The organism is Veillonella dispar, assembly GCF_937975875.1.
Taxonomy (GTDB): Bacteria; Bacillota; Negativicutes; order Veillonellales; family Veillonellaceae; genus Veillonella; species Veillonella dispar_B.
In genome coordinates, this window is record NZ_CALJSP010000166.1 from 22,575 (window position 1) to 31,099 (window position 8,525).

8 protein-coding genes are annotated in these 8,525 nt (G+C 39.2%); 3 read left to right on the top strand and 5 right to left on the bottom strand.

Annotation, left to right across the window (positions count from 1 at the left end; translation table 11 throughout):
- Window positions 1-90: 90 nt before the first annotated feature.
- The 4 genes from Q7P05_RS08210 to Q7P05_RS08225 form a co-directional block, all read right to left on the bottom strand.
- Window positions 91-915 (bottom strand): MetQ/NlpA family ABC transporter substrate-binding protein, encoded by an 825-nt coding sequence (locus tag Q7P05_RS08210; protein WP_005387707.1) that lies wholly within the window; start codon window positions 913-915, stop codon window positions 91-93.
- 54 nt (window positions 916-969) lie between these two features.
- Window positions 970-1,641 carry a methionine ABC transporter permease gene (locus tag Q7P05_RS08215; RefSeq protein ID WP_303931566.1) on the bottom strand — a complete coding sequence of 224 codons (672 nt, stop codon included), beginning with the start codon at window positions 1,639-1,641 and terminating at the stop codon, window positions 970-972.
- On the bottom strand, window positions 1,641-2,663 hold the full coding sequence (locus tag Q7P05_RS08220; RefSeq protein WP_303931568.1) for a methionine ABC transporter ATP-binding protein: 1,023 nt from the start codon (window positions 2,661-2,663) through the stop codon (window positions 1,641-1,643). Before Q7P05_RS08220 ends, Q7P05_RS08215 begins: the two co-directional genes overlap by 1 nt.
- A 188-nt stretch (window positions 2,664-2,851) precedes the next feature.
- Window positions 2,852-3,718, bottom strand: coding sequence for a DMT family transporter (locus Q7P05_RS08225; RefSeq protein WP_369680436.1), 867 nt, complete (start codon window positions 3,716-3,718; stop codon window positions 2,852-2,854).
- Between the two features lie 376 nt (window positions 3,719-4,094).
- Between Q7P05_RS08225 and pflB the strand changes: the two genes are divergently transcribed.
- From pflB to pflA, 3 genes are all read left to right on the top strand, one after another.
- Window positions 4,095-6,212, top strand: coding sequence for a formate C-acetyltransferase (gene pflB / locus Q7P05_RS08230; RefSeq protein ID WP_303931571.1), 2,118 nt, complete (start codon window positions 4,095-4,097; stop codon window positions 6,210-6,212).
- Window positions 6,213-6,287: 75 nt separating this feature from the next.
- Window positions 6,288-6,527 carry an autonomous glycyl radical cofactor GrcA3 gene (gene grcA3, locus Q7P05_RS08235; protein WP_054747994.1) on the top strand — a complete coding sequence of 80 codons (240 nt, stop codon included), beginning with the start codon at window positions 6,288-6,290 and terminating at the stop codon, window positions 6,525-6,527.
- Between the two features lie 12 nt (window positions 6,528-6,539).
- Entirely contained in the window at window positions 6,540-7,316 is a 777-nt protein-coding gene (gene pflA / locus Q7P05_RS08240) for a pyruvate formate-lyase-activating protein (RefSeq protein ID WP_369680437.1), read from the top strand.
- A 215-nt stretch (window positions 7,317-7,531) separates the two neighbouring features.
- Here pflA and Q7P05_RS08245 read toward each other — a convergent pair whose 3' ends face one another.
- Window positions 7,532-8,485 carry a 2-hydroxyacid dehydrogenase gene (locus tag Q7P05_RS08245; RefSeq protein ID WP_303931573.1) on the bottom strand — a complete coding sequence of 318 codons (954 nt, stop codon included), beginning with the start codon at window positions 8,483-8,485 and terminating at the stop codon, window positions 7,532-7,534.
- Between the last annotated feature and the right edge of the window lie 40 nt (window positions 8,486-8,525).

Genomic DNA, 8,525 nt, shown 5'->3' on the forward strand with positions numbered 1-8,525 from the left:
TGCTACGCAAATAACAAAAGAACCACTGATAAGCTATAACTTATCAGTGGTTCTTTAATTTGTGCTCATATACAGCACGTTTCCTATATTCTATTCACCTTTTGGTACGAACCATAGGCCGTTGTTATTTTTTTCCATGTAGTCTTTGAATTCTTGAGAGTGGTAAGCTGCTACAATGTCTTTTGCCCATTGTGCATCTTTATTTTTCTCGTTAACTACTACTTGTAACAACCATTGTGGTAATACATCTTCATTTGCTAATGCAGTTTTAGGATCAATTTTTGCATTATAGATGATAGCACCAGTAATAACAATATAGTCAAAATCAGTACGTACAGAAGGAATTGTAAGGGATTTCATTTCTGTAAATTTAAGATGTTTAGGATTTTCAATAATATCTGCTTGTGTTACTGTCGCTAAATCTTTGTTAGGATCAAGTTTAATCCAACCGATTTTTTGCAACAACGCATAGGCACGAGCCATGTTAGATGCATCATTTGGTACTGCAATAGTATCACCATCTGCCACTTGGTCTAAAGATGTTTTGGAACCGCTAAAGATACCCGCTGGTACAGTTGGAATTGGAGTCAACGCTACAAGATGACCATTTTGTTTTTCGTTAAAGTTTTTCATGTATGCTGTATGTTGTTCAACGTTGAAATCTACTTCACCATCGCTCAACACTTGGTCCGCTTGTACCAAGTCAGACATATCTACACCTTTAAAGGTATAGCCTTGTTTTTCCAAAATTGGTTTAACACCTTTTTCAAATAATTCAGAGTAAGGACCTTGAGACTTACTATAGGATAATTCCTTTTTAGCACCATTATCGCTATTATTGGAACCGCAGCCTGCGATAAAAGCTACGCTAAATACTAATGCCGCACCAAGGGCAAGGAGTTTTTTAAATTTCATAGTACATTCTCCTATACTTTCACAATCAATATAACCAAAATCTATTTCATCAAATCAGGAACGACGCGCACGACGTGCAAAGTAGTTACCTATTGTTTGAATAATTTGAACAAAGATAATCAAAATAACAACGGTAAATAACATCAATGGGAAGTTCAACCGTTCATAACCATAGGTGAGGGCCAAATCACCTACACCACCTGCACCGATGGCACCAGCCATAGCAGTGGCACCGATAAGACCTATGGTACCGGTCGTAATGGATAAGATAAGCGATCCCTTTGCTTCTGGTAAAAGGAAATGCCAAATCACTTCAAAATGGGATGCACCCATCGATTGTGCAGCCTCGATAATGCCTTTATTAACCTCTAAAATAGAGTTTTCAAAGAGTCGAGCCAGATAAGGCGCAATGAATATAACAAGTGGTACGATGGCCGCTGTTGTACCAACCCGAGTACCAACAATCATCTTAGTCAACGGTAAAATAAACACCATCAAGATGATAAATGGTACAGAACGTACAATATTAACAATTGTATTTGTAACGGTGTAAACAATGCTATTTTTAACGATACCATTAGGATTTGTTACCACCAGTGTCACTGCGATAATCAGCCCTAGTACGGTACCAATGAATAGAGACAGGAACACCATGTATAATGTTTGTTCTGCAGCTAGTAATAACTGCGAACCTGGAACACCAAGTTCTTGCATGAAGAAGTCCATTATAGTGCCACCTCCTGCCATTCAATGCCTTGGGTTACAAGATATTCTTTTACCTTGCCCACCTCAAGATCATCACCAATAAACTGAACTATGAATATACCAAGTACAGTATGTTCTAACTCTGTTACCGTAGCAAATAATACACTCGTTTCTAAATCAAAGGTTTTATTAATATGATATAAAACATTATCGGTCGTATTATTTCCTAAAAAATGCATTTTAAGAATGGTATATGGTCTTTTATCACAAGCTAATGTATGTTTCACTGTTGATGGAATTTCATCAGGAATGACAGTTCTAACAAATCGTTTCGTCGTTTCGTGTTTAGGTTTACTAAACACCTCAAGTACAGAACCGTTCTCTATAAGTTTTCCATGCTCCATAACTACAACGCGATTACATATTTTCTGAATTACATCAATCTCATGAGTTACGATAACTACTGTTACACCCAGTTCACGATTAACACGTTCTAGTAATTGTAATATAGATTCTGTTGTATCTGGATCTAGGGCGCTAGTTGCTTCATCACAAAGCAATATGGATGGATCTGTAGCCAACGCACGGGCAATACCAACGCGCTGCTTTTGACCACCAGACAATTCTCCAGGATAGGCATTTGCTTTATCGCCTAAATCAACAAAGTCTAATAAGGTGTTAACCTTTTTATCAATGTCGGATTTTGGCACCTTATTAAGAATTAGCGGGATAGCCACATTATCATACACAGATTTAGCATTCAACAAATTAAACTGTTGAAAAACCATGCCGATGCGCTTACGAACCTTTCTAAGCTCATTAAAACTTAAACCATTGATATTCACACCATCTATTTCAACATGACCAGAGGTAGGTACCTCTAAGGCATTAATCATGCGAAGCAGTGTAGATTTACCAGCTCCACTGAAGCCAATAATGCCAAATATATCGCCTTTTTCTATGGTAAAGTTTACATCAGATAATGCAGTAACCTTTTGCTTATTAACGTCAAACTCTTTCGTTACGTTTCGTATAGCAATCACTGTACCACCTCTTTCCCTACAAATTAGTAGGAATTAATATCTTTCTAAAACATATCTTTAAGGTATGTTTTAATTGTATACTTAGATTACTACAATTTATAATGACTGTCAAACACAAAAAGAACCTCAACAAAAATGTTGAGGTTCTTTTCGTATCTATATACTTTTGGTTCTTTACATCAAACCTATCATCTATATCGATTAAATAAAAACAATGATCCTAGTATAATTGGTGCCCCAATATAAAGCCCCATGTTTGGAAATTCTCCCAATAAGAATGCTGCTACTACAGCTGCCACGATTGGCGAGATATACATAAAATTGGTTACATCCGAAACTTTTTCAGCATGTTCAAAGGCATAGCTCCAGAATACGAATCCTAATGCACTGGAAAAGAATGCTAGGTATATCATAGCAAGCTTCGCAGTAATTGGTGCGGCTCCAATCATTTCAATAGCATGATCTGCAAAAGGTAGTGCCATAATGGCACCTGTAAACATGGACCACATAGCGATAGTAATCGAGTCATAACCTTTCAGACTAAGCCCGCGATTTAGAATATTATAAACCGCAAACAGTATCATACCAATCAACGTCCATATGGCCCCCATTGGAATGGTCAGAGTGGAATTCCAAAGGATAATGATGGCTACCCCTACAAAAGCAGTTATAGTGAAGAGCCAACCTATAGGGCGTATTCTATCCTTATAGACTACCAATGCCATCAGTGCTGTTGTCATTGGTGTTAAAGCCATAATAATACTAGATGTAGCGGCCGGTATTGTTCGCAATCCCTCATTAAACACAATTTGATAAACGAAGTTACCTGTAGCGCCTAACAAAATGTATATACCCCATTCACGCCAAGATGTAGGGATGTGTAATCCCTTAAATACACCAATAATTAGCATGAGTATAGCACCACCTACAACCCTCGCTACCGAGAGTGTCAATGCATCTACTGATTGCAATGCTACTTTACCAAAAGGAAACGCCGTAGCCCAAACGGCAATGGTGGCAGATGCCCCTAAAATGGCTTTCATACGATTTGTCATTAGCATCTACCTTTCTACGTAATTCCATAATCAATACTATCTAAATATTACCATAATAAGCCCCTACAATTCCAAGAAGATACATCACAACATATCGAACACTCTCTATTTATTGATATAAATTTTCATTATTTAAAGATAATATAATAATTGATTCTTCAAAACCCAAACTCAAATAAATCAAGTAATTAGTTATACTTTCAATGTATTTATATAGTGTTTTCAATATTATTAAATTACAAATAACATCCATTCTTACGAAAATCGCATAGTATGTATTGAAAATATATATCATTTAAAATTTGTTAAATCGTGACAAACATTGTACACTATAGGCATAGAAATCTATAGTTATATCCTTTTATGGAGGTGCAAAATGCAACATACTGCATGGAAAGAATTTAACACAGGTGTGTGGGATAAAGCCGTTGATGTACGCGACTTTATCCAAAGAAACTATATCCCCTATGAAGGGGACGATTCCTTCCTTGCTGGTCCTACAGAAAGAACGACAAAATTATGGGACCAAGTAATGAAGCTTTATGAAGAAGAACGTGAAAAAGGCGGCATGCTTGATGCTGATACTTCCGTGGCCACACACATTACTGCCCATGCGCCAGGATATATCGACAAAGACCTTGAAACAATCGTTGGTTTACAAACTGATAAACCACTAAAACGCGCTATGTTCCCTTATGGTGGTTTACGTACTGCGAAATCCGCTATTGAAGAATACGGCTTCAAAATGGATCCACAAACAGAAGACTTCTTCAAAAAGCACCGTAAAACTCACAATGATGGCGTATTTGATGTATATACACCTGAAATGCGTGCCGCTCGTACAGCTCACATTGTAACTGGTTTGCCTGATGCTTACAGCCGTGGCCGTATTATCGGTGACTATCGCCGTATCGCTTTGTATGGTATCGACTACCTTATCGAAGATAAAAAAGAGCAATTCAGCATCACTATGGGCGATATGCTGGAAGACGTAATTCGCGACCGCGAAGAAATTCAAGAGCAAATCCGTTCCTTAAAAGAATTAAAAGAAATGGCTGCATCCTATGGTTACGATATTTCTGGACCAGCTAAAGACGTTCGCGAAGCTATGCAATGGATTTACTTCGGATACCTTGGCGCTATTAAAGAGCAAAATGGTGCTGCTATGTCCATCGGCCGTAACTCCACATTCCTAGACATCTACGCTGAACGTGACCTTCGCAATGGCACATATACAGAAGAGCAAATCCAAGAATTCGTAGATCATTTCATCATGAAATTACGTATGGTTCGCTTCGCACGTATCCACGAATACAACAACTTGTTCACAGGCGATCCTGTTTGGACAACTGAATCCATCGGTGGTATGGGTACTGACGGTCGTACATTGGTTTCCAAAATGTCCTTCCGTTACCTACATACATTGACTAACCTTGGTCCTGCTCCAGAACCAAACCTCACTGTATTGTGGTCTCCTCGCATGCCTATCGGCTTCCGCCGTTTCTGTGCGAAATTATCCATTGAAACATCTTCCATCCAATACGAAAACGACGACTTGATGCGTCCTAACTCTGGTGATGACTACGCTATTGCATGCTGCGTATCCCCAATGCGTATTGGTAAAGAAATGCAATTCTTCGGCGCTCGTTCCAACTTGGCTAAATGCTTGCTTTACGCAATCAACGGCGGCGTTGACGAAAAATTAAAGAAACAAATTGGTCCTAAATACCGTCCTATTACTTCCGAATACTTAGAATTTGATGAAGTATGGGAAAAATTCGACGACATGATGGAATGGTTAGCAGGCGTATATGTAAACGCATTGAACATCATTCACTACATGCACGATAAATACGCTTATGAAAAACTAGAAATGGCATTGCACGACCGCAAAGTAACTCGTTGGTTTGCAACTGGTATTGCTGGTTTATCCGTAGTAGCTGACTCCTTGTCCGCTATTAAATATGCTAAGGTAAAACCTATTCGTGACGAAAACGGCATCGCTGTTGATTTCGAAATCGAAGGTGACTTCCCTAAATATGGTAACGATGACGATCGTGTAGATAGCTTAGCAGCAAAAGTTGTTTCCACATTTATGAATAAAATTCGTAAACATCCTACATACCGTCAATCCGTTCCAACTATGAGCTTGTTAACAATTACTTCCAACGTAGTATATGGTACTGCAACAGGTTCTACTCCAGACGGCCGTAAAGCAGGTGAAGCTTTTGCCCCTGGTGCTAACCCAATGCATGGTCGTGATACTCACGGCGCTATTTCTTCGTTGGCATCCGTAGCAAAAATGCCATGGCGTGATAGCTCCGATGGTATTTCCAATACCTTCTCTATCATTCCTGACGCATTAGGTAAATCTGGTGAAACATTTGTGTCCGTCAGCGATTTTGATATTGAGTTAGATCCATCTCAATTACCTAATTCCAATACAAACTTCGCTTGCAGCGAACCGAATGTTACTATAAAGGAAGATAAATAATATCTTCCATAGTATCGAGTTGCTTTCACCGGCACCGATACGAGTGTTAGTCTTGGTTGAAAGGAGGCAATACCCATGAGCAACCAACAACAAGTTGATAACTTGGTAGAGTTATTGGATGGCTACTCCCAAAAAGGCGGTCATCATTTGAACGTTAACGTGTTCACTCGCGAAACATTGTTAGACGCTCAAAAACATCCTGAGTTGTACCCTCAATTGACTGTTCGTGTGTCTGGTTACGCAGTACACTTCAGCAAATTGACTAAAGCACAACAGGACGAAGTTATTTCCCGTACATTCCATCAACAAATCTAATCGAGGTTTCCTATGACAGGACGTATTCATTCGGTCGAAACGATGGGTACGGTTGATGGTCCAGGCATGCGCATGGTGGTTTTTCTCCAAGGATGCCCCATGCGTTGTGCTTATTGCCACAATCCCGATACATGGAATGAATCTAGCGATGATGTTAAGTTCATGACTGTTGAGGAGTTGTGGGACCAGTACGAACGTAACCGCCAATTTTATACTAATGGTGGTATCACCGTCACAGGTGGGGAAGCTCTAATGCAAATCGACTTTGTTACTGAGCTTTTCACATATTTCCGTGAAAGAAACGTCCATACCTGTTTAGATACAAGTGGAATTTGTTTTGATCCCCACCAAGAGGTGGCATACCGTAAATTACTCAGTGTCACTAGTCTCGTCATCCTAGATATTAAAGAAATCGATCCTACTAAGCATCTGTGGTTAACAGGCAAACCGTTAGAGCCCATTCTCGGTTTTGCTAGATTGACGGCAGACGTGGGCATTCCCATTTGGGTCCGTCACGTTGTGGTCCCTACGATTACAGATAATGCAGATCATCATTATCGTCTAGGCTTTTTCCTAGGATCTCTGAAAAATTTACAAGCCGTTGATTGCTTACCATATCACGTTATGGGTACTGCTAAATATAAGGAGTTAGGTCTCACCTATCGCCTAGAGGGCATACCAGCCGCATCAAAAGATATAGCGGCTAAAGCGACAAGAACCGTGGTGGAAGGCATCAAGGCCTATCGACGCCATTGGTGGAGTCCCATCAAAACACAACATCAATCATAATCAAGTTCGAGGATAACTACCTCCCTTGATATATATACACATATATATTAAAAACTTGATCTATGATAGCCCTAAAACAATAGAGCCGCCCCCACACAACCGGGGACGGCTCTTATTGTATTTATAGACTATTTTAATATCTATAATTGGTACACTATTTTCACTACTATCAGTGCAATGTTCAATTTGATATTCGATTTGTTCTAATATCTATTTTATTTAGATACTACGTTAATAGGTTCACCTTTAAAGAAGGCTTGTACATTGTCACGAATGATGCCTACCAAGCGTTGGCGTGTTTCGAGACCTTTCCAGCCCATATGAGGTGTAAGGATAACATTATCTAATGTATATAGAGGGCTATCCTCTGCTGGCGGTTCTACCTCTTGTACATCAAGACCGGCACCTGCAATACGTTTAGCTGCTAATGCTTCACAAAGGTCGGCTTCATTAATAAGAGGACCACGACCTGTATTGACAATAACAGCATTTGGCTTCATCTTAGCAATGGTTTCTTTATTAATCATGTGCTTAGTTTGGTCATTCAATGGGCAATGCAATGTAATATAATCACTATTTTCTAGTAATTCATCAAGGCTTACATAACGAACACCGTCGCCATCAGCCTTTGGTGTACGCGTATGGATTAAGATATTCATACCAAGTGCTTTTGCTACTTTGATAACTTCCATACCAATATGACCAGCACCAACAACACCTAAGGTTTTACCATTCACTTCTGTGTGGCTCACTTGCAAATATTTTGTAAAGTTGCTGCGATCACCTTTAGCGAGCATGCCGATTTGTTTTTGCATTGTAGATGCAAAATTGAGGATCATCATGATTACCGTATGCGCTACACGCTCTGTGCTATACGCTGGAATATTGCACACAGTAATGCCTCGTTCCTTCGCTGCATTAAGGTCGATATTATTATAACCAGTACCTGCTTCTACAATGAGCTTTACTGTATCTGGGAATTGTGAAAGTAACTCAGCATTAACAGGAAGCTCTTTTGTTACTACTACACGAGCCCCTTGGATACGCTCAATAAGCTCTTCATTTGTACTATTATCATAAACCTGTACATCATTAGATAATATGGAGAAATCTAATGCATGGTCATAATTCATTTTACCTGCGTTTACTACTACTACACGTTCGCTCATGAGAACCTCCTACATAGTTATTAAATTTTATAGAGTATAC